This is a genomic window from Sphingobacterium sp. WOUb80 (genome assembly GCF_050058145.1).
GTDB lineage: Bacteria > Bacteroidota > Bacteroidia > Sphingobacteriales > Sphingobacteriaceae > Sphingobacterium.
Genome location: NZ_CP165617.1, coordinates 6,102,254 through 6,124,180, shown reverse-complemented (window position 1 = coordinate 6,124,180; position 21,927 = coordinate 6,102,254). Strand labels below are relative to the sequence as shown.

The following is a 21,927-nucleotide window of genomic DNA, read 5'->3' as shown; positions in this document are numbered from 1 at the left end:
ATGATCAAGAATAATTTAAAAATAGCATGGCGAAATTTAACCCGAAATTTGTCCACTTCACTTATCAACATAACAGGGTTGGCGATGGGAATTGCAACCTGTTTGCTGATCAGTTTATACGTAAGCGATGAATTTAGCTTTGATCGTTTTAATGCGCATGCAGATCGCATTGTACGTGTTGTTTTCCGAGGAACTGTTAAGGGCGGAACGATCAATGAGGCACATGTAATGCCACCTGTTGCTTCGACCATGAAGTCAGAGCTGCCCGAAGTTGAAGAAACGGCACGACTCAGAATCGGTGGATCCCCCCTATTTGTTGTCAACAATAAAGTTTTCCACGAAGAAAAAATGGCTTATGTGGATGCTTCGTTCTTTAAAATTTTCACACTCCCTTTTATCAAAGGAAATGTATCTACAGCAGTTTCTTCTCCAAACGCTGTCGTAGTATCCGCATCTACCGCCTTAAAATACTTCGGCACAACCGATGTTGTTGGTCGAGACCTTATTATCAAAGACAATCCAACTATTCTCAAAATCACCGGAGTAATCAAAGATGTTCCACAAAACTCCCATTTTCATTTTGATGTATTCACCTCTTTGGATGCACTGGAAGATTCACGGTCAGATTCATGGATGACTTCCGAATACTATACGTATGCGCTGCTTTCTAAAAATGCATCACATGAAAAGATCGAGAAAAACTTAGCCACCCTATTCGACAAACATGTTGCCACCCAATTTATGGCAGGTTTTGGAATGAGTTACCAAGAATACAAAAAAACGGGAAATAAGATCGGTCTTTACCTACAGCCGCTCACAGATATTCATCTACATTCGAATTTCAACTACGACCTCAGCCCCCCAGGAGATATACGGTACGTTTACATCTTCAGCGCTATCGCGCTCTTTATGCTATTGATTGCCACAATTAATTTCATGAATCTATCTACAGCAAGTGGTTTTAAACGATGTAAGGAAGTGGGGGTCCGAAAAGTACTGGGTGCCGACAAGCAAAACCTGATGCGACAATTTATGCTGGAGGGTGTCCTACTGACCTATATTGCTTTGGGAGTAGCCTTAGGAATCGTATTGCTTGCCCTTCCCTTATTTAATCAGATTTCTGGAAAAGAAATTGAAATTCAAAAACTTAATGCTTTTAAAATTATCCCACTCCTGCTGATTTTTGGTTTAGTGGTCGGTCTATTTTCCAGTAGCTATCCCGCGCTATATCTATCCTCATTTAATCCGCTACGCGTATTAAAAGGAAAGATAAGCCGTTCGACTAAAGGTCTGAATTTACGAAGTGGCCTCGTTGTATTTCAATTTATCATTTCCGTCGGACTTATCTTTGGGACCGTAGTCGTTGTCAGGCAATTGGACTACATGCGTCATATCAAACTTGGGTATAACAAGGAAAATGTACTTATTATACCGAGCTGGCCTTTGGGAAAAAACGAAAAAACATATTATAATTTATTGACCCAAGATAGCAGAATCAAGCATATCTCACATTCTTCCTATCTTCCTGCCGGAGAAAGTAACAACAATAATTTTTTCATCTACCCAGAGGGCAATACTGATCAATGGATCAAAACGATTCGTTACGACATCGATGAAGAATATATTCCGGTTATGGGTATGCAGCTTAAAGAAGGACGAAATTTCGCAAAAACATTTGGCAATGACAGCCTTTCTGTCATCATCAATGAAACCGCAGCCAAAGATCTAGGCTGGAAAGATCATAGTCTCGGCAAGATATTAACCAATAAAGACAACAAAAGCTATCGTGTCGTTGGTGTGGTTAAGGATTTCCATTTTCGCTCTTTGCATGAGCAGATCTCCCCGCTTGTTATGGTACTTAGTGATCAGGCAGGAAGTTTGATTCTCAAAACCCAAACAGCCGATATGGAGAAGCTTATTCAAAAACTAGCCTCTCTCTATCGTTCCTTTCCAACAGACATTCCATTTAGCTATTCCTTTTTGGATGACCGATACGCGCAAACCTACCAAGCAGAATTGAAAACCGGTAAGTTACTGAGCATCTTTGCGGGACTGACTATTTTTGTCGCCTGCCTTGGTCTATTTGGTCTAGCTATTTTTACCGCCAATCAACGCAAAAAAGAAATAGGAATCCGAAAAGTTGTTGGAGCTACAGTGCCCGACATTACACGCATGCTTTCCACTGAGTTCGTCAAACTCGTTCTAATTGCCATTATCATTTCTTCTCCACTTGCTTGGTGGATGATGCACAAATGGTTGGAAAATTTTGCCTACCGTATTGAAATGCAATGGTGGATGTTTGCACTAGCAGGTGCACTAGCCGTTTTTATTGCTTTAATTACTGTAAGTTCACAAGCGATACGCGCGGCCCTAACAAAACCTGTTGACAGTCTACGCGATGAATAAAAATAGAGGGGTCTGTTCAGCGATGGACAAAACACTGTCCGATATCGAACAGCAAGTAAAAGAATCATGAAGACAATCAACTAATCATCAATATGATAGCTACTTGGCAAAACATTTGCATTTTTTAATTTTCTAAGTCGAGCACGCAAGTTATCAGCAGCTCCACGACCGAAATAAATTCTTATTATTAGACAATGAACTTTACAAACTTTAAAATTGCCTGGCGAAATATTGGAAAGAAAAAAATCCAAAATTTGATCAATCTAATCGGATTGACTTGTGGTATTACCTTTCTCATGCTTGTAGGCGCCTATATATGGGATGTACATCAAGTTAATAGCAACATCAAAAATATTGATCGGCAATTTTTGTTGCAAAGTAAGTATAAGAAAGAAGGATTTGGTATTAACCTCACCACATTAGGAGCACTTCCTAAAGCCTTACAGGAAGAGTACCCCAACTTAGTCTCCAATTATTATCGGGTTGATGGATTGACCGGTATCGTAGCAAACGGTGCAACAATCCATGAAGAAGGCATGTCTCTCGGAGATCCTAGCCTATTGACGATGTTCGGTTTCCATATTTTAGCAGGCAATGCCAATACAGCTTTGAATAATCCATTTTCAGTTGTCATCAGTGACAAAGCAGCCATAAAATATTTCGGGCAAGTGGATGTACTCGGCAAATCGCTACAGATAAAAAATTTCAAGGGTGAAAAACATGATTTCGAAATTACAGCAATCATCAGATCCGACGTCCAAAATGCCATTATGGATCTCACAAAGAATATGCATGCAGACATATTTTTACCGATCATCAATGAGGAATTCTTTGGTCGATCTGTAGACAATTGGAATAATCCTTATATTGCCGGTTATATCGAATTGAAACCAGGTGTAAGCTTGGATCGAGTAGATGCTGCCATTGAAACGTTGGTAAGAAAAAATACCGATAGGGAATTTTCCAGTGAATATAGCCCCGATTTAAAGCCATTGAAAACCTATTATTTGGATGACAACCAAGGGGCCGTCCGCAAAATGATACAGACATTGATTTGGACTGCCATTTTTATCTTGATCATGGCTATCATCAATTTCATCAATTTTAGTATCGCTCAGCACATTACGCGATTAAAAGAAATCGGTGTTCGCAAGATGATGGGATCATCTCGAGTGCAGCTTATTAGACAACTGATGACTGAGTATATCCTGATCGTGGCCATAGCAGCATTGATCAGTCTGCCAATCTATATTGTCACAAGTCCAATTTTCGAACATATCTTGATGCGTAAGCTGCCTACATTAATCGAATTACCGATTTACTTTTTTGGATTATTGGGTATAGTGACGTTATTAATTGGTTTACTAGCGGGTCTATATCCAGCAATTAAACTTTCCAATATAGCGGTACTTCCTGCAGTCAAAAATCAGTTTTCGACGCTAGGAGGCAAACAGCTGGTGCGAAAAGTTCTTTTGTTTTTTCAATTTGGGGTAGCCTTGCTCCTGCTTGTCTGTACGCTAATTATTTCCAAACAAGTGGATCTATTTCTCCATAGCAATTTAGGCTACAACAAAGACTATTTATTAACTGTCCAAGTACCAAGAGACTGGTCCGAAAATGGCGTTCGCAAAATGGAGACCGTACAACAGGAACTCAGCTTGCAACCAGAAGTTAAATCAGTAAGCTTATCTTATGAAACACCTGGATTGCTGGGATCCAATATGCAGCCTGCATTCGGGACAACTTCCGAAAAAGAAATCCAGGTACAACGGATTACAAGTGATAGTCACTTTTTGGAGACCTATGAGATACCACTAGTTGCTGGAACTTTTCTCCCTAAAAACTATGTTGTGAATGCGAATAATAGGCCAGTTGTTATTAATAAAAAGGCCATGGATGATTTTGGTTTTAAAAATGCCGAGCAAGCTATTGGTCAGCAGATTGCTCTGGCTGATCCAAGTTACAAAATGACTATTGTAGGCGTTGCTGAAAACTTTGTAGCCAATTCACTTCACCAGGCCTCTCCGCCTATTATCTGGATAGATGTACAGGAAAGCTTACAATACCGATACCTTAGTATCCGTTTACAGCAGGGCTCTCTAGCTAACGCGCTGCAGAAATTAGAAAAAAAATGGAAAGCCTTGATGCCAGATGCTCCTTTCGAATATCAATTTATGGATGAACGCATCAAAAATTTATATGAAACTGAGCTGCAGCTGCATCGAGCATCACAGATGGCAACAGTTGTTTCATTGCTAATCGTGGCATTAGGACTTACTGGACTAATATCGCTTTCGATCCATCTGCGCAATAAAGAAGTGGGTATCCGTAAAGTACTCGGTGCATCGTTAGCACATTTAATGTTGTTATTTTCGAAGGAGTACTACGGAATATTCTTATTTGCGGCACTGACGACGGTTCCATTGAGTTATCTATTAATGCAGTACTGGCTTCAAAATTACATCATCCGAATAGACATCAATGCACTTACCTATCTGTTACCATTAGGTACGTTGATTGGCTTAATGAGTTTATTGGTTGCCATCATTGTATTTCGATCAACCCGATTTAATCCGGTTGAGAAATTAAGAGACGAATAATTTGAGAAACCAATCGACATAAACAATATGATAAAGAACCATCTTAAAACTGCTTGGCGGACGTTGATGCACAATCGGATCTATTCGCTATCAAACCTCGCCGGTTTAACCATTGCGTTGTTGGTATTTATGTTAATCAGTTCACTTGTCGTTGATGAGCTTTCCTACGACAGACAATGGAGCAACTCCCATGAGCTTTACCGAATGAGGGTCGTCCCCAAAGAAACGCGGGAAGGTGTCAAAAGCAATATTTCGGAGGCTCCTGAAGGTCTCTCAGCTGCCATGAAAACTAATTTTCCTGAGATACTAGGTTATACCACGATCAACAGTAGCTCGCGGAAATTAACAATCGACGGGCTGTCAAAACAACTCGCTGAAATCAGTACCTTAGAAATTGATAGCGGTTTTTTCAATCTTTTTGACACAAAAATAATTTCAGGCAATCCAAAACAAGTTATTGCAGGTGCAAAAAACATCACATTGACAGCCTCCGCTGTACAAAAATACTTCGGCGGAAAAGATGTACTCGGCAGCACATTCTACAATAAACCACAAGAAGGGGAACCAGAAGCGTATTATGTCAATGCCATTATTGAAGATATCCCTCATAATTCTTCCTTTCAAGCAGAAGCTCTCGTGCTGATGCCTAAGGTAATTGAATTCAATCCGACAGAGACTGGCTCATTGAAAACACAAATTCTGTTGCTCAAAAGCACAACCGATATTAATCGCTTTTCAATCAAAATAAACAAATGGTACAATGCACAAAAACTGAATGACTGGGCAAAAAGTTTTAATCTTTTTATTGAACCCATCAAGGATATACACCTACAAAGTATTACAGGATGGGAGAATCCCATGCAAGATATTTATCTACTGGTGGGCATAGCGATCCTTATTCTGATATTGGTCAGTATTAACTACATTAACCTAAGCTTTGCACATGCCATAAAACGTGCACAACAGATAGGCATCCGCAAAGTATTGGGGGCAAGCCGAAAAAATCTAATCTTACAAATGAGCATAGAGAGTACCATACTCTTTTCTGGCTCTTTTCTGATCGCATTTTTCGGTTATGTCCTTATCAGTCCTGCATTTGAAAACTATTTAGAGCATCCATTGACGATGAGCTACCAGCATTCCTTATTCATGTTTGTTGGACTACTAACCACCTGGATAATTCTGGGCTGGCTGTGCAGTTTACCTACCGCGTTGTCTCTGTCGAAAACGAAACCATCGCTGGAACTTCGGAAGCAGCTTTCTTTCTTCAGGCTTCCACTAAATATGACATTTACCAAAGTGCTGGTTGTTGTCCAATTTGCCATTTCCATCGTCGTAGCGATCTGCATGATGTCCATGCGGGCACAATTACATTATTTGTATAGCAAAGATCTTGGCTACGAGCCTAAAAATCTTTTAGCCATCAACTATACCTCGTGGGAAGGAAAGGATAAGGCCTTCAAACAGGAGCTATTAAGAAATTCATACATCACATCGGTTAGTCTCACAAGCTGGACTCCCTTTAGTGGAAGCGCAGATTTTAAAATAGTAAAAGATCCCGGTGATCCGAACAAAGAACTGGCTATTGTATTTGTCTATGCAGATTATGACTACATCAAAACAATGGGCATAAAGCTTCTTGACGGCCGGCCTTTGAGTGCGGACTATGCTCTGGACAGACCATTTACGGATTCGGTAAGCAACGGACAGCCGGTATTTACAAACATGCTCATTTCCGAAGGAACAGCCCAACGACTCCCTTTTAAACTCAATAAGAGTTTAGAACTCCTAAAAAATACACCAGTTGGCATATTTAAAGAGTTTAACGGTGCAAGCTTAAAGTTTCCGATCGGTCCTTTTGCAATTAAGGCAGGTAATGAATGGGAAGGGGGGTGCATGCTCATCCGGGTAGAAGAAGGTAAGAAAAAGGAAGCTTTAGCACTGGTAAACCATACATGGAACAAATTTTTCCCGAACCGGATCGCGCAGATCAACTGGCAGGAAGATCAGGTGCAGCATCAATATAACAAAGAAAAAAAGCAATACCAGCAATTGGCACTTTTTACCGGCTCCAGTATGCTAATTGCCATCTTAGGGATCGTAGCTATTGCCATTTATACGCTAGAACGAAGGGTAAAAGAAATTGGTATTCGTAAAGTACTGGGGGCTTCGGTAAATAAGATCACGTATATGATTTCCAAATCCTTTATCTTACTCCTGTTGATGGCGATTCTAATAGCTTTTCCTATAGCATGGTGGTTTACGCAAAAATGGTTGGAAAATTTCTTCTATCATATTGATGTACCGATTGCTCTATTTGTTTTCACAGGAATGTTTATAGGTTTGACGACCTTAGCGATTATTGCTACCCGGATATTCCAGACAGCCCGTATTAACCCTGTCAATAGTTTAAGAGATGAATAGAAAAATAAGCCGTAGGGTACGTTGACGTTCTATGTATCTATTGTTAACCAAATTTGGGTGTAGATCAGTTTATAATTGGTTCCCTACGGCTTAGGCACTTTGAAGCAATTTTTAGCTGTTCGTGTGTTGGACAGCAAAAATTGCTTATTTCTTTTCAGTCGACTCCGTGGGAGCAGCTAAAATATAACCGAATCCGTATTGAGATGCTTTCCGAATAATTTTGCGTTCATCAGACCGATTGAGCAAATCTTCAAGTACCTTCATCAGGTTTTTAGGATGTATATTCATTTCTAGTTTAGCACAACATAAGTTGTGTATTTCGTCAGGTCTCTTTTCTACATTAAAATATCCCATATCAATATTCTCATCCAAGAGAGTACTTATCTTTTTTACTTCTTCTATTGTCGAAATTTCATAAGGGTCGAGATCATGTCGAATATCGATTAACTTAAATTCGATTACTTTTTGATCTTGCTCTACATCAACTTTATACAGTTCATAAATAACGCGGTCACCCAATTTAGTTACATGCAATTCATATGTATACTTCTGTGACGACAAATCAATTCCGTAAGGCATCAATTCATTCATACTCTTTATTTCTAGCACAAGCTGCATGACAACCAAATCATGAACAAAAATTCTTTTCCTTTTGAATGTCTCGACTTTGTTTATAAAATCGAATGACTTTCCCATTAAAAAAGAAACTTCTTCGGGTGAAAGGTGCCGCGAAATACGTTGTAACAGCATACGATAATATATTTGCATGTTTAACTCTTCGCACCTTCGTTTATATACTTTTGTTTTTTGAATTTTCGCTGTTTTCATCATTGACACATTTGGAAGATATAGATTTTCAATACAAAAGAATAGAAAATATTCTAAAAATAAAAACATTTGTATAAATAAAAATAACATTATCTATATTTATCTATACAAAGAGAAAGAATACAAAATTATAATTATGACAAAACTAGGTGAATTTTTAGAGAAGAAATCCGTTAATAAATCGCGAATTGCGCGCAAAACAGGTTTAAGTAAGGCAAGAATCAATGAGTTAACGATGACCGAAACGGCTAAATTGCGTTTGGATGAAATGTACCTGATCGCATTGGCTATTGATACAGATCCAGCTAAAATGATGTTCGAATTATGTGATCATCTCCAGCTGAAAGAGATTGAAGAGTAAGCAATTCTCTATTTACCGTCGGCGCCTAGAACGTCTGTGCGATACTGAACGCCCAACTGTTCGATATCGTACAGACGAGTTTTTCAAATTAAACACAATAAACTAACTATCAATGTATTAACAAAATGGCAACGCAATTGATTTCAGCTTAAACGTCTGTTTTGATTATAACTATCAGTCATTCAGGCGCTAAAAATATCTGCTATGATAGGAAATAATCTCAAAATAGCTTGGCGGAATATGGCAAAAAACAAGCTGTATTCATTCATCAAGATTGGTGGCTTTGCCTTTAGTATTGCGATCTGCATCCTCATTGTTTTATATATCAAACATGAGACCAGCTACAATAAGTTTTATCCGGATATGGATAGAATTTACCGCCTGGTCATTCAGTTACCCATTGAGAATAAAACCGAGCGCTGGGTTTCACTTTCTGCGCCGGTAGCGCCAACCCTAAAAGCAGAAATACCCTCCATTGAGCAAACGGGGCGCATCCTACCTAATCCGTTATTCGGTGCGGGCAGCAACCAATTGTCATTAAATAACAGCCCAGATAGCCATTACGATGATGGATTTGTCTATGTCGACCAGTCCATTCTCGACATGTTTCCTATGCCAATGGTTTCGGGTCAGCTGTCCCATGCACTCGATAAGCCCAACACATTGGTTATTACCAGAAGCAAAGCCAAAAAATACTTTAAAAATGATCCAATTGGGCAAACGATCTATCTCAACAACAATAAATCGAAGGCCTATACCATCACTGGGGTCATTGAAGATATGCCCAACAATTCGACCCTTGCCGGTTATAGTTTTTTTATGTCGCTCGCTGGAGAACCTTTTTATCAAGGCGAACAGACAGCTTGGCTCAATAACAATTATACCGTTTATGTCAAATTAAAACCTAATGTATCTATTGCACTGGCAGAAAAAGAAATTTCAAAGAATTACTTAGAAATACATTATCTCCCTGAATATCTAAAATCAGGACGTAAACTTAATCCGCTTTTCAAGCAGGCAAAAATAACTTTACAGAATGCACTCGACATGCATTTAAAATCTGCGGATATAAGCGACGATAAAGTCAGTACATTGAACAGGGGCGATATTCGCATGGTTTGGACCTTCGCAACAGTAGCCTTATTTATTTTGTTCATTGCTTGTATTAACTTCATCAACTTATCGACAGCAAATGCAGCAACGAGGGCAAAAGAAATTGGTATCCGTAAGACTATTGGCTCCTCCAGGAAGCTGCTTGTTGGACAATTCCTTGTTGAAGCAATTTGTTATAGTGTATTGTCACTGATTATTGGGTTATTTCTAAGCTGGTTACTACTACCCGTATTCAACCATCTAGCCAACAAATCCTTGACCATTCCTTGGATAGCGACATACTTCTTTCCTTCTCTTTTGGCGGCCATATTGGTGATCGGTCTCCTTGCCGGGATCTACCCAGCACTGTACCTATCCAAATTTAAACCAATCACCGCACTGAAAAACAACGTCGTTGGCTCCAAATCTTCGCTGTTTAGGAATAGTTTAGTTGTCTTTCAATTCGCCACCTCAATTATCCTTATCGTTGGCGCATTGGTGACCAATAAACAGATAAACTACATATTGGACAAAGATTTAGGATTTGACAAGGAACAAGTCATTGTTCTTCGCGGCATTGGTACATTATCGAAACAGCTTCCAAGTTTAAAAAATGAACTAAAAAGTCTCCCCAATGTTGCTTCAGTTTCCATGGGTGATTTTCTTCCAGTCCCCATCGATGGTGCCAAACGAAATGGGAATCCGTTCTGGGTCGATGGCAGAAAAGATCTTGATATGGCTACACAGGGCCAATTTTGGGAAATCGATCAGGATTATCTAAACACATTCGGTCTTCATTTAAATAAAGGGCGAAATTTTGATCCCACCAGAGCCACCGATAGCAGTTCGGCTATTATCAATCAAAAATTGGCCGACGAGCTTCATCTGAAAGATCCTATTGGTGCGAAAATCACCAATGGCAATACATGGACGGTCATTGGCGTAGTAGATGATTTTATTTTTGAATCGTTAAAGGATAAGGGGTATGCAGGACTTTGTATGACATTACAAGGCAATCCTTCCCTACTCTCAATTAAGGTAAAACCGCAACATCTCAAAGAGACGCTCGCCGATATTACAGCAGTATGGGACAAATTTGCCCCAAATCAACAAATTAACTATAGCTTTTTGGACGAAGGATTTGAGTCCCTTTATCAAGATGTGGAAAGGACCAAGAATATATTCACGTGTTTTGCACTTGTTGCCATTTTTGTTGCAGCACTCGGGCTTTTCGGTCTCGCAACTTATGTGACACAACAACGAACCAAAGAAATTGGTGTACGTAAGGTCCTTGGAGCCAGTGCGATCAGATTACTCCGATTACTGTCTGGAGATTTTATAAAATTGGTGTTTGTAGCCTTGGTCATTGCCACACCTGTTGCGTGGTGGGCAATGAACCAATGGCTTACTGATTTTAACTATCGAATCGAAATAAATTGGCTATACTTCATTCTCGCAGGTATGAGTGCCATTTTAATTGCCTTAGGTACAATCAGCTATCAGACTTGGAAAGCCATTCGCGCCAATCCTGTGGATAGTCTGCGTGATGAATAAATACAAAAACCGTAAAAGACTTTTATTATGATAGGAAATAATTTAAAGATTGCTTGGCGAAATATGGCCAACAACAAACTTTACTCGATCATCAAGATCGGCGGGTTCGCTTTTAGTATTGCCATTTGCATTCTTATTGTACTGTACATTCGACATGAAACCAGTTATGACAAAATGTATCCTGACATGGACCGTGTTTTCCGTCTTATCGTTTCGGCACCCGATGGTGATAAAGTGAGGCAAACCTTTGCCTTTCCTGCCCCAGCAGCTAAAACCTTGCAAGAAGAAATCCCCAGTGTAGAATTAGCCGGGCGCATTTTACCCAATACCTTATTTGGTGCCGGAAGCAATCTGTTTACTGTAAATGGCCGCGCGGAGAACTACCTTGATAAAGGGTTTGTTTATGTCGATCAGTCCATTTTGGAAATATTTCCGGTTCCAGTCGTACAAGGACAGCTATCACATGCACTGGACAAACCCAATTCGATAGTCATTACCAAAAGTAGGGCTCAGAAATACTTCAAAGGAAATGCTGTAGGGCAAACGATTTATCTCAACAATAATAAAAATGTTGTATACAACATAACAGCTGTGATCGATGATGTTCCGAACAATTCCAGTCTATATGGTTATGATTATTTTATATCCCTGGCAGGGGAACCATTTTATCCGGGTGAACAAAACAATTGGGGCGCGACAAATTACATTACCTATGTAAAACTTAAGGAGAATACAGATATTGTCAACGCACAGCGTAGCATTTCAAAAAACTATATTCAGGACCATTATATTTTGCTCAACAAAAAAAATGGGATGAAAATATCCCCCGAAATGATGCAGTCAACCGTATTGCTTCAAAACGCTCTTGATATGCACCTGCGTTCAAAAAATATTTCAGAATATGGCACAGCAACACAATATCAAGGCGACATCAAAATGGTCTGGGTATTTGCTGGCATTGCATTTTTTATTCTATTGATCGCCTGTATTAACTTCATCAACTTATCAACAGCGAATGCGGCAACAAGGGCAAAAGAAATAGGAATTCGTAAAACCATTGGATCCAATCGAAGCACGCTGATTATGCAGTTTATGACTGAAGCGATATGTTACAGTCTCATTTCACTCCTTATCGGACTGCTATTAGCCTTCCTGTTATTACCACTATTTAACAATCTAGCCAACAAAGCACTGTTTATACCTTGGTCGGTAGGATACTTTGTGCCTGCGTTGATTTTGAGCATGTTGATCATCGGCACCTTGGCAGGCTTATACCCGGCACTCTATTTATCAGGATTTCAACCGATCAATGCATTGAAGAGCAAATCGGTCACCAACCCTAAATCTTCGTTGTTACGCAATGGGCTGGTTATTTTTCAATTTTCGACTTCCATCATACTGATGATCAGCGCACTTATTGCGAATCAGCAAATCAGTTTCATGCTCAATAAGGATATTGGCTTCAACAAAGATCAGGTCATTGTACTCCGTGGCATAAATGGTATTGCTTCTCAGGTTAGAGAATTGAAAAATGAACTGAAAGCTATTCCATCCGTTAGTGATGTCTCCATAAGTGACTACTTGCCCGTCCAGTTAGAGGGAGCAAAAAGAAACGGGAATCTTTTCTGGGCCAAGGGAAAAGAAGATCTCGAATTAGGAGAAGGCGGACAATTCTGGAATATCGACGAAAGTTACCTCACCACTTTTGGACTAAAACTTATAGCGGGCCGAAACTTCGATCCACATATCGCATCGGATAGCACCGGCGCGATTGTTAATAAACGAATGATAGCTGATCTGGGGATTAAAGGAAATCCCATTGGTACACAAATTACCAATGGCATGACATGGACCATTATCGGTGTTGTCGACGATTTTATCTTTGAATCGATGAAGGATGAAGGGTATTACCCTCTTTGCATGACCCTCGCAAATAGCACTTCCATGCTTTCCATCAAGACCAAATCGACAGACATGGCCAAAACGTTGGCCGACATTAATACCGTTTGGAATAAGTTTTCGCCGAATCAAAAAATCGACTACAATTTCCTTGATGCTGGCTTCGCCGACCTCTATCAAGATGTCCAACGGACCAAAAATATTTTTAGCTGCTTCGCTTTCGTTGCCATTTTTGTTGCAGCACTTGGACTTTTTGGACTGGCAACTTATGTGACCCAGCAACGTACCAAAGAAATCGGTGTCCGCAAGGTCCTCGGCGCAAGTTCCGTCCGATTACTCAAATTACTCTCAGGAGACTTTATAAAATTGGTGTTTGTAGCCTTGATCATTGCTACACCTGTTGCGTGGTGGGCAATGAATCAATGGCTGACAGATTTCAATTATCGCATAGAAATAAATTGGTTCTACTTTGCTCTTGCAGGAATAAGTGCAATCTTAGTTGCATTTGGAACCATTAGCTATCAAACTTGGAAGGTTATTCGCGCCAATCCGGTAAATAGCCTCCGTGATGAATAAAGCATAATGGCTACTTTCGGATGTTCGATTCTGGACGTAAACTGTTCGAAATCGGACATCCGAAAATAAAAAAAACCACATAAAACACTTATAACAAAACAATTACAACAATGGCAAGGGGATTGCCTTTTTAATTAGGTAAAATAGTTCGAATTGGTTTAAACATACATATCCAGCGTAAAATGGCAAAAAATGATTTCAAACTAGCTTGGCGTAAGCTCCTAAAAAATAAAGGTTTTACTTTCTTAAATATTATTGGATTGACCCTGGGTTTTACAGGTTTTATCCTTTCGTATCAATACATCAATCGCGAAACAAGTTACGATAAATGGAATCCACATTATAAGGATATCTACCAAATTGGCCTTGAAGCAGAAGGTGCATTTACGGACGAAACGTCTCCTTCATTGGCTCCATTGCTAAAGCAAAATTTACCAGATATCATTTATGCTGGGAGGAAAATAGTTTACAACTACGGTAGTTACCCCCTTTTTGGTGAAAAAACAGTCCTTATTAAAAATGCCGCCCTGATTGACTCCTCTACCGCACGAATCTTTCACATCAGAAATGCGACTGGACCACTCTACAAAAACAAAGACCAAAAGGATGCGACCATGGTCAAAAGCCATATCGCCGAACAACTATTCAAAAAAGAGGACCTAAATTTTGATAGCCCCCAGTCGATTCCAACTCAAAGCCTTGCTCTAGGTGTGCACGAGACGATTTATGGCACCATCAAAGAACAAGGTCTGTCCATGATTGATTACGATCTCCTTTTTATCCGTGAACCGCAGGATCTCTTTGCCGATAATAACCCTTTTTTATACCAAACTTTTATTCAGGTTCGGCCCGGTACGGATATCCCGAAGTTGACCAATCGCATCAACGTACTTTACCAGAAAGAAATTGCACCAAAAGATAAAATCCGCTCCTCAAGTTATGCCAAAGGGAAAATCTATCTGGACCCATTGGCCAACCTTCACCTTCGACCAAAAACAGGAAGTAACACCGCTTATATCATGACGTGGATTATTGGTATTCTCTCCGTTTTGATTCTCCTACTTGCCTCTGCCAATTTTGCCAACATGATTATGGCACAGGCGGATCAGCGCATTAAGGAACTTGCACTCAAAAAAATATTGGGAAGCTCCCGCTGGTCGATCATCAGGCAATTGGTGCTGGAAGTATTTCTCCTAACTTTCAGTGCTGCAATTCTAAGTTTCGTCACTTTGGGCCTCACAGGAAATATCCTCCAAAAATGGTTCAATGATGACCTTAAAGGCTATATTTTGAGTTCCGAGACAATCGCCCAACTTGCTATTGCCGTACTGTTGACAACAATTCTATCGGCAATATACCCAGCTATCGTACTCTCTGGTTTCAAATCTGTCAATCTCCTAAAAGGTGGACTGACTTCTATTCTCAAAAAGGGCACATTTCGAAACGCACTGCTAACTTTCCAGATCAGTATGGCCATCCTATTTATCTCGGGCATGCTGGTTATCAGAGCACAGCTAAATTATATGCAGCAGGCGGATAAAGGATTTGAGCCTGCGCAGGTTGTCAATTTCAAAGGTGTAGGTATGTATTACAATAAAGACACCTTCAATCAACTAAAACGTCGATTAGAAAATGATCCGAGTATTGCATCTACCGCATCGGCGACAAATATCCCAGGAGAAGGCGAACAGCCCCCAAAGATGGAATTTTCCCATGCGCAGAAAAACTTCTCATTGGCACATGTCGGCATTGATCCTGGATACTTCAAGACGTTAAATATCCCCAATCTAGCGGGTAATATCAATCTGTCAATGGATCAGTTACTCCGTGACTCTCTTTCCAACTATGCGGTCATCAATGAATCTGCAGCTAAAAATTTAGGGCTTGCAAACCCCATAGGCGCAAAAATCAAAGGCTGTGACATCAACTTTGAAATTGTTGGTCTGGTCAAAGACAGTAAAGCTTATGGCTTTGAAAATGTAGTTCAGCCGACGATATATTCATTTAAAAGTGAATGTGGTACTATGCGCTTTCAGGCAACACTCATGGTCAAAACAAAATCGGGAATGGTCGATCGGGCAATTCAAACGGTCAAAGCAGAATGGGCGAAAAACCCAACCGCAAAAGATCTGCCTCTTGATTATTCCTTTATGGATGAGCAATATGCTTTACAGCATAAAAAACAGCAAGAATTGCAGACTGCTTTTAATAGTTTCACAAGCCTTTCAGTTATCATCGCGGCTTTAGGGCTATTCAGTATGGCAGCGTATCAGGCAGCATTACGTAAAAAGGAAATGAGCATCCGTAAAGTACTCGGAGCATCGGTACAACTGCTTTTTATTCAATTGAACAAACCATTTTTCAAGCTCTTTTTAGTCGGGATCGGCATAGCCCTTCCAATAGCCTATCTACTCATGAATAAATGGCTTTCCAATTTCGCCTATCACATTCAGCTATCCTGGTGGTCGTTTTTGATCCCAATATTTTGCATATTTATCCTCATATTAGTTTCAATCAGCTTCCAATCTATAAAAGTTGCAAAAACAAATCCAATAGATAGCCTGCGTGATGAATAAAAGATAATATGAGCGATGAGGAGCCTTATTCAACAGTCGAACAATAATTATGATGACTAATAAAAATATAAAATAAGAATATCTAAGATCTCAATACTAAAAAATGATACAATTAAAAAATTTATTCAAGTGGTATAATGTAGGTGGTACACGCTCATTCGTCCTTAAAGATGTAAGTCTCGATATCGCTGAAGGTGATTTTATCTCCATCATGGGACCCTCAGGATCTGGAAAATCAACTTTATTAAATATTATCGGTATGCTTGATGAACCTGATGAAGGTCAATATATCTTTATGGGCGAGAATGTATTGGAAATGAAAGCAAAGAAAAGAACGCAATTATACCAATCCCACATAGGCTATGTATTTCAAGCTTACCATCTGCTAGATGAATTGACCGTATATGAAAATATCGAAACCCCCTTGATCTATAAAGACATTTCGAGCAAAGAAAGAAAAGCTATTGTTGCCGATATGCTAGATCGCTTTGGTATTGTCGGAAAGAAGGATCTCTTCCCGGCCCAGTTATCCGGTGGTCAGCAACAGATTGTAGGTATAGCGCGTGCATTGGCTGGATCACCCAAGTTATTGCTGGCCGATGAGCCTACGGGTAACTTAAATTCCAAACAAGGTGAAGAAATCATGGATTTATTCAAACAGCTCAACGATGATGGCGTTACAATCATACAAGTAACGCATTCTGAAAAGAATGCCGAATATGGAAAAAGAGTTGTCAATATGCTGGATGGCCAGCTCAAATAATTGTATGCCAATTTAACCTGGATAATCCCTACGCGACACATACATTGCAGTAGGGATTTTTTTATCTCATTTCTCAAATCAATTTTTTAACTTCGTTAGGATGAATGAGAGAGAGTTGAAATCGCTAATATCCCTGTTGGACGACACCGACCAACAGATTATTCAGGAAGTGGAACACCAATTAAAAAGCCAAGGTCCTGAGATTGTACCCTATTTGGAAAGATTTTGGGAATCAAGCTTCGATCCCAGGATACAGGGGCGACTAGAGAATATCATTCATGAAATTCAGTTTGATCAGACCAAAAATGAGCTACAGATCTGGAGCCTGAGCAACTCATTCAATTTACTGGAAGGATTAATTATCCTTAATAATTATCAATATCCCTCCTATGAGGATCACAAGATTGTATTGGCGATAGAAGACCTCAAAACTGAGGTATGGCGTGGTTTGCATTACGACATGAGTCCACTGGAGAAAGTGAACCTAATCAATCATGTTCTTTTTGGGTCTTTCGGCTTAGCAGGAAATACAAAGGACTATCATCACCCACAGAATTCCTATATTGGTCAAGTGCTTGATACCAAACAAGGGAATCCCTTAACCCTATCCTGCATTTATAGTATCATTGCACAAAAATTGGACATTCCAATCTACGGTATTAATTTACCGAAGCATTTTGTATTGGCGTATATGGATTCGGATGAAGAAGGGAATGAAAATGTGCTGTTTTACATCAATGCTTTTAACCGTGGGCAGGTTATGCAAAAAAGCGATGTGAATTCATTTTTGAAGCAACTGAACCTCAATCCGGATAGAGAATTTACCTATCCCTGTGACAATGTGACCATCATTAAGCGCGCTTTGCGAAATCTGATGTCAGCCTACGAGGAGCATGAAAGTTCGAGCAAGCAACAAGAGATCAGAACACTGTTCGAATTGCTTGCTTAAACTGTCCATTAAAAGTTAGGAGTAGACCGGCCGTCCAAAAAGATATAATTTGGATTCAGAGAACCATAGGTTTTCGCCGCAATATCAGGTTTTAAATTACCGTCTCCTAAACCAACCAATGGAAAACGCGAAATTGTACGATTCGTTAGATCAGAAACATAAAAGAATTTCCCTTCATCGAGACGGTCATCAATGGCTACCCCCCATGGTTTTTCTAAACCTATATTAGCACCACTGACAACATAATCCGGTTCCACATTCATTTTATCCTTCGCGCCACTAAATAAGGTTTTTGGATCTTTAAAAAACAATACTTCAGTACCCGATGTTACCGCCAATAATCCTTTATTAGGAGCATAAGATACCGGACCTAATTTGGTTTTACCCTTGACATAGACTCTCATCATAGGTTTAAAGTTATCAGAGTTAACTATGGTATCACGCGCCTTGTCGATTAGTTGTTGTTTTAATGTCGAATAAACTGCAAAGCCGCTTCCACTCTTTGTTTCATCACTATCAAATCCAACAAGTACCAACTTTTCATTCTTATCGTCTGTATTGAGCAGCGTCAATGAACTAGCTATCATATTTCCGAGACTAATCTGTTTGTCAATAATTGGGGCCCCGCCTTTGGAACCTGTCTTTCCACTAGGTGTACTCACACCATACAACATTGAGTTATTGCTCCCATTAGTTGTAACCGCCAAAAGAAATGGTATTGTAGTAGCCGAAGTAGCACTAGTTTGTTGGGAAAACGTATAATAAGCCAAGCCCTTGACATTCGTAAAACCGCGATATCCTATAGCGCCTGACGTACCTGGAATTCCATAAATATCATTTGCAAAGGGAATAACCTGTAGAAAGGTATCCTGAGCCGTAATACTTGCCTGGAAAACAGCTTTGGCATTAGCATCAAAAAGAATGGGTCCCCCCCCCTTAGCCGGAGAGAGATACTGATAAATATTATCCAAATTGTTGGTATCAGCCGGATCAACAATCATCATATTCTTCAGGGACGAATTATTCGGATCATAATCCAAGAAAGAGATATATAATCTTGATATCTGCGTGATACGTCCAATATTGCTTGGTTCATCATCTAATTTCTTACAGGCAGTGAAACCTATTATACTGGCAAAGAATAAAATAATACAGGATTGAAACGAAAATTTCATATATTTTTTATTAAAAATAGCATATTGCGTTAAACATACAAATCTACTAATATATGCAGAATATCAACGAATTTATATGATTCTTTTAAAGGCAAGCCTCGACAAGTAAAACGGAAATATTTGTCAATTCGCTACTTTTTGATTAAAATTGTCCTTGTTTTTGTTAGCACATACGATTATGGAAAATAAGGAATTTGTAAGGGAGACCTTGGCATTACCGGGAGAGGGCAAAAAATTACTTTTACACTCCTGCTGTGCTCCTTGTTCTGGAGAAGTGATGGAAGCACTCATTGCTTCGGATATCGATTTTACGATTTATTTTTACAATCCCAATATTCATCCCCGCAAGGAATATGACTTACGCAAAGATGAGAACATCCGATTTGCGGAAAAACATAATATCCCATTTATCGACGCGGATTATGATGTAGATCACTGGTTTGAGCTCGCTAAAGGAATGGAACAAGAACCTGAAAGGGGCATCCGTTGTACCATGTGTTTTGATATGCGTTTTGAAAAAACAGCCGAATATGCTGCTGCCAATGGTTTTGATGTGATCTCAAGTTCACTGGGTATCTCACGCTGGAAAAACATGGAACAGATCAACGACTGTGGTTTACGTGCAGCCTCTCGTCATGAAGGAATGGAATATTGGACCTTCAATTGGCGCAAGAAAGGCGGTTCTGCCCGTATGCTTGAAGTCTCCAAAAAGGAGAAGTTCTATATGCAGGAATATTGTGGTTGTGCTTATTCGTTACGTGACACCAACAAATGGCGTATGGCAAATGGGCGCGAAAAGATAGAGTTAGGCAAAAATTATTATGAATAAGCCCTGTTACCGGTGTATATAAAGCTTTGCTTCGGAATATTTGAAAAAATATTTCTATCCTAATGATTTTATACATACCTTTGCAGGCTCAAATGCAAGATTGTGAAACATCTAAAACAATACAGAATTCCCTTTTCGGGACTCAACGCTGGAAAGCACAATTTTGAGTTTGACATTAATAAAAAGTTCTTTGACTGCTACGAACATTCAATTGTAAAAGATGGCAATCTGAAAGCAGAAGTTGAATTGCAAAAACAAGAGAATCTATTGATTTTGCATTTTGATATCCAAGGCGAAATTCAATTGACTTGTGATACCTGCTTAAAAGAGTTTATGTCACCGATTTCAATTCAAGAACGAATATTAGTCAAATTCACGGATGAAGATTGGACAGATAATACCGAAGAGGTGTTGATCTTATCCAAAAGTGACCATGAGTTGGATATAGCTGAGTTACTGTACGAATACATCAATTTAGCTGTTCCCTATATCGTAAAATGTGAAGAGCAGGGACAAGGCATACAATGCGATCCTGAAATGCTTGCCTTATTTACAAGCGAGCCTGATTCAGAGGAGCAAAAAGAAGAAGAAATTATCGACCCACGTTGGGAAGCATTGAGAAATATTAAAAATAACTAAAACAAGAATACGAGATGGCACATCCAAAACGTAAGACTTCTAAATCAAGAAGAGACAAAAGAAGAACACATTATAAAGCTGAAGCTCCAAGCTTAACAGTATGTAAAGAAACTGGCGCAGTTCATTTACCTCACCGTGCATATACTGTAGACGGAAACTTGTACTACAACGGTAAATTGATCATTGAAAATACAGCTGTTGTCTAAGGTAAACCTTTCATAACACCAAAACATCCCAAACAAGCACTATTTTAGAAATTTGCTTTACTTTGGGATGTTTTTTGCGTATTATTGATTTACTAAATAATAACGGATGAAGATTGGTTTAGATATTTTAGGAGGAGATTATGCTCCTAAAGCAACGATAACAGGTGCTATTGAAGCACAAAAGCAGCTTACTGGAGACCAAAAAATAGTCCTTTTTGGTAAAACTGAAGAGACTAAACAATTAATCAATCAAGCCGGAGGAAATTCATCTGACTTTGAATATGTGGAGGCTCCAGAAGTCATTGCAATGGGTGAACATCCAACCAAAGCAATAACTCAAAAACCCAACTCAAGTATTGCGAAGGGATTTGAATATTTAAAAAACAAAGAAATTGACTCATTCGCTTCTGCTGGTAATACCGGCGCCATGCTTGTGGGCTCAATGTTCAGCGTTAAAGCTATCCCAGGCGTGTTACGTCCTGCAATAGCATCCATTGTTCCCAAATTAAAATCAGGCTTCGGAATCTTATTGGACGTCGGCGCTAATGCAGACTGTAAACCAGAGATGTTGAACCAATTTGCAATCTTGGGAAGTGTCTTTGCCGAACATGTGTTTAATGTATCCAACCCTAAAGTGGGATTATTGAATATCGGAGAAGAAGAAGAAAAAGGAAACATCCTAACAACCTCTACCTACCCCCTACTTAAAGCCAACGACAAGATTAACTTTATCGGAAATGCAGAAGGCCGTGACCTGTTCAGTGACCATGCCGACGTTTACGTCTGTGATGGATTTACAGGCAACGTCGTCTTGAAACTCGCAGAATCATTTTATGTAGTGACGTTGAAAAAAGGTTTTAAAGATGATTTCTTCGACCGATTCAACTACGAGCAGTACGGCGGCAGCCCGATCTTGGGAGTTAATGCTCCTGTCATTATTGGCCATGGTATTTCGACACCTGAGGCCATTAAAAATATGGTTTTATTTTCAAGAGATATGATCGAGTCTAAGTTCATTGACAGCATCAGATCTATTTTCAATTAGAGTAT

Annotated in this window: 15 protein-coding genes; 13 read left to right on the top strand and 2 right to left on the bottom strand. The window is 39.5% G+C overall.

The annotated features are described in order from the left end of the window. From AB1Z56_RS25330 to AB1Z56_RS25320, 3 genes are all read left to right on the top strand, one after another. A complete protein-coding gene (locus AB1Z56_RS25330; protein WP_426790456.1) occupies positions 1 to 2,406 on the top strand; it encodes an ABC transporter permease in 2,406 nt (801 codons plus the stop codon). A gap of 194 nt (positions 2,407 to 2,600) precedes the next feature. Next, positions 2,601 to 5,006: an ABC transporter permease gene (locus tag AB1Z56_RS25325; RefSeq protein ID WP_426790455.1), complete on the top strand. Its 2,406-nt coding sequence runs from the start codon at positions 2,601 to 2,603 to the stop codon at positions 5,004 to 5,006. Positions 5,007 to 5,033: 27 nt separating this feature from the next. Beyond that, the gene (locus AB1Z56_RS25320) at positions 5,034 to 7,430 is read left to right on the top strand and encodes an ABC transporter permease (protein WP_309364360.1); all 2,397 of its coding nucleotides are present in this window, start codon (positions 5,034 to 5,036) and stop codon (positions 7,428 to 7,430) included. Between the two features lie 144 nt (positions 7,431 to 7,574). Here the strand turns inward: AB1Z56_RS25320 and AB1Z56_RS25315 are convergent, their stop codons facing one another. Beyond that, positions 7,575 to 8,198 carry a hypothetical protein gene (locus tag AB1Z56_RS25315; RefSeq protein ID WP_313268239.1) on the bottom strand — a complete coding sequence of 208 codons (624 nt, stop codon included), beginning with the start codon at positions 8,196 to 8,198 and terminating at the stop codon, positions 7,575 to 7,577. Between the two features lie 196 nt (positions 8,199 to 8,394). Between AB1Z56_RS25315 and AB1Z56_RS25310 the strand changes: the two genes are divergently transcribed. The 6 genes from AB1Z56_RS25310 (at position 8,395) to AB1Z56_RS25285 (ending at position 18,028) form a co-directional block, all read left to right on the top strand. Further along, positions 8,395 to 8,619, top strand: a complete 225-nt coding sequence (locus tag AB1Z56_RS25310; protein ID WP_070566237.1) for a helix-turn-helix domain-containing protein — start codon at positions 8,395 to 8,397, stop codon at positions 8,617 to 8,619. 204 nt (positions 8,620 to 8,823) lie between these two features. Next, on the top strand, positions 8,824 to 11,265 hold the full coding sequence (locus AB1Z56_RS25305) for an ABC transporter permease (RefSeq protein WP_426790454.1): 2,442 nt from the start codon (positions 8,824 to 8,826) through the stop codon (positions 11,263 to 11,265). A gap of 27 nt (positions 11,266 to 11,292) precedes the next feature. Beyond that, positions 11,293 to 13,740: an ABC transporter permease gene (locus AB1Z56_RS25300; RefSeq protein ID WP_426790453.1), complete on the top strand. Its 2,448-nt coding sequence runs from the start codon at positions 11,293 to 11,295 to the stop codon at positions 13,738 to 13,740. Between the two features lie 182 nt (positions 13,741 to 13,922). Beyond that, complete coding sequence (locus AB1Z56_RS25295) at positions 13,923 to 16,316, top strand: FtsX-like permease family protein (protein ID WP_426790452.1); 2,394 nt, start codon at positions 13,923 to 13,925, stop codon at positions 16,314 to 16,316. Between the two features lie 103 nt (positions 16,317 to 16,419). Beyond that, the gene (locus AB1Z56_RS25290) at positions 16,420 to 17,079 is read left to right on the top strand and encodes an ABC transporter ATP-binding protein (RefSeq protein ID WP_309364371.1); all 660 of its coding nucleotides are present in this window, start codon (positions 16,420 to 16,422) and stop codon (positions 17,077 to 17,079) included. A gap of 100 nt (positions 17,080 to 17,179) precedes the next feature. After that, the gene (locus tag AB1Z56_RS25285; RefSeq protein ID WP_309364373.1) at positions 17,180 to 18,028 is read left to right on the top strand and encodes a transglutaminase-like domain-containing protein; all 849 of its coding nucleotides are present in this window, start codon (positions 17,180 to 17,182) and stop codon (positions 18,026 to 18,028) included. Between the two features lie 8 nt (positions 18,029 to 18,036). Here the strand turns inward: AB1Z56_RS25285 and AB1Z56_RS25280 are convergent, their stop codons facing one another. Then, a complete protein-coding gene (locus tag AB1Z56_RS25280; protein WP_426790451.1) occupies positions 18,037 to 19,203 on the bottom strand; it encodes a hypothetical protein in 1,167 nt (388 codons plus the stop codon). A 178-nt stretch (positions 19,204 to 19,381) separates the two neighbouring features. Between AB1Z56_RS25280 and AB1Z56_RS25275 the strand changes: the two genes are divergently transcribed. The 4 genes from AB1Z56_RS25275 to plsX all read left to right on the top strand — a co-directional run bounded on the left by AB1Z56_RS25275 (position 19,382) and on the right by plsX (position 21,922). After that, positions 19,382 to 20,032, top strand: coding sequence for an epoxyqueuosine reductase QueH (locus AB1Z56_RS25275; RefSeq protein ID WP_293904930.1), 651 nt, complete (start codon positions 19,382 to 19,384; stop codon positions 20,030 to 20,032). Positions 20,033 to 20,134: 102 nt separating this feature from the next. Next, the gene (locus AB1Z56_RS25270; RefSeq protein ID WP_046672268.1) at positions 20,135 to 20,671 is read left to right on the top strand and encodes a YceD family protein; all 537 of its coding nucleotides are present in this window, start codon (positions 20,135 to 20,137) and stop codon (positions 20,669 to 20,671) included. A gap of 14 nt (positions 20,672 to 20,685) precedes the next feature. Next, entirely contained in the window at positions 20,686 to 20,877 is a 192-nt protein-coding gene (rpmF, locus tag AB1Z56_RS25265; RefSeq protein WP_046672269.1) for a 50S ribosomal protein L32, read from the top strand. Positions 20,878 to 20,983: 106 nt separating this feature from the next. Continuing rightward, entirely contained in the window at positions 20,984 to 21,922 is a 939-nt protein-coding gene (gene plsX, locus AB1Z56_RS25260; protein ID WP_046672270.1) for a phosphate acyltransferase PlsX, read from the top strand. Positions 21,923 to 21,927 lie beyond the last annotated feature (5 nt).